A 1,358-nucleotide genomic window follows, 5' to 3' on the forward strand; every position below is an offset into this window, starting at 1 on the left:
ACCCCCGCAACCCAAGGAGCCAACTGATGGGCAAGTTCGACGACCTCCCCGAGACCCGCCGCAAGGGCCTGGAGAAGATGGAACAGGTCTACGGCTTCGACATGACCGACGGCGACGGGGACTTCTTCCGCTACACCGCCGATCACCTGTTCGCGGACATCTGGACCCGCCCGGGGATCTCCGACCGTGACCGCCGCCTGATCCTGATCGGCATGCTCGCCGGCCAGGGCGCGGCGGACGTCCTCGGCATCCAGGTCCCGGCGGCACATGCGGCGGGCGACCTCGACGACGAAGCACTGCGCGAGATCGTGGTGTTCGTGAGCCACTACGCCGGGTGGCCGAACGGTGCCCGCCTCAACTCGATCGTCGAGGAGACGATCGCCAAGGCGAACCGGGCCAGGGGCGTCTGAACAAGACCTTGTTAACCTCGGTGGTGATGAGCCGAGAAACGTCGGAAGCAGTACCTGATCGCTCCGCGATCGCGATCGTCCCCGCGACCCTCGCGTCGTTCCTGGGTGAGCCGCACCCCCGTGAGGCCACCGGTGCCGGCCTGGGCGTGTGGCTGATCGACACGGCACGCTTCGGCGAGGACGAGCTCGAGCTCGGCCGCAGCTGGCTCGACGAGGCCGAGCGCCACCAGGCGTCCAAGTACGTCCGGGCCGAGCTGCGCCGGGCCTACGAGATCGCGCACGCCGCCGCTCGCCTCGTCGTGGGCTCCGCGACCGACACCCCGCCGGAGAAGGTCGTGTGGGGACGTCACCCCTGTCCCGGATGCGGCGAGCCGCACGGACGACCGCGGGCCGAGGGCACCGCGATCGAGTTCTCGCTGTCGCACACGCCCGGCCAGATCCTGGTCGCGGTGGCCGACGTGCCGGTGGGTGTCGACGTCGAGCGCCACCCCGACGACCCGACGGCTCTCGCCGGTGTCCTGCACCCGCAGGAGACGGCGGAGATCGAAGCCGCGGCCCGCGGCACGCTCGACGGCGGCCGCGCCGCCGTCCGCTTCACGCGTGCCTGGTCACGGACCGAGGCCTACCTCAAGGGCATCGGCATCGGCCTGGGCCGCGACCCCCACCTCGACTACCTCGGCACCGACGACGCACCCGGCCGGACCGTCGGTGAGTGGTCGCTGCGCGACGTCGTCGTCCCCGACGGGTACGGCGCGGCGCTCGCCCTGCGCGCCTGAGTCAGCGTCTTGCGATCGCCACCGCGGCGACCAGCAGGACCATCGACCACATCAGGATTCCAGCTGTCCAGATCACACTCATGTAGACGTTCTGGAGTCCGGATCGGTTGCGTCGTCGTACAAGAACGGGTGCCCCTGAACAGCTTCGGTTGATGGGTGACAGATCAGTGTC

At 69.7% G+C, this 1,358-nt stretch carries 2 protein-coding genes; both read left to right on the plus strand.

Annotated features, from left to right (window positions below):
• A partial coding sequence (locus ACOADB_RS01825; RefSeq protein ID WP_378596202.1) for a carboxymuconolactone decarboxylase family protein occupies nucleotides 1–410 on the plus strand: 410 nt, incomplete at its 5' end.
• A gap of 26 nt (nucleotides 411–436) precedes the next feature.
• The gene (locus ACOADB_RS01830; protein WP_378596203.1) at nucleotides 437–1,186 is read left to right on the plus strand and encodes a 4'-phosphopantetheinyl transferase family protein; all 750 of its coding nucleotides are present in this window, start codon (nucleotides 437–439) and stop codon (nucleotides 1,184–1,186) included.
• Nucleotides 1,187–1,358 lie beyond the last annotated feature (172 nt).

The sequence above is a fragment of the Nocardioides sp. CPCC 206348 genome (assembly GCF_048654705.1).
Classification (GTDB): Bacteria; Actinomycetota; Actinomycetes; order Propionibacteriales; family Nocardioidaceae; genus Nocardioides.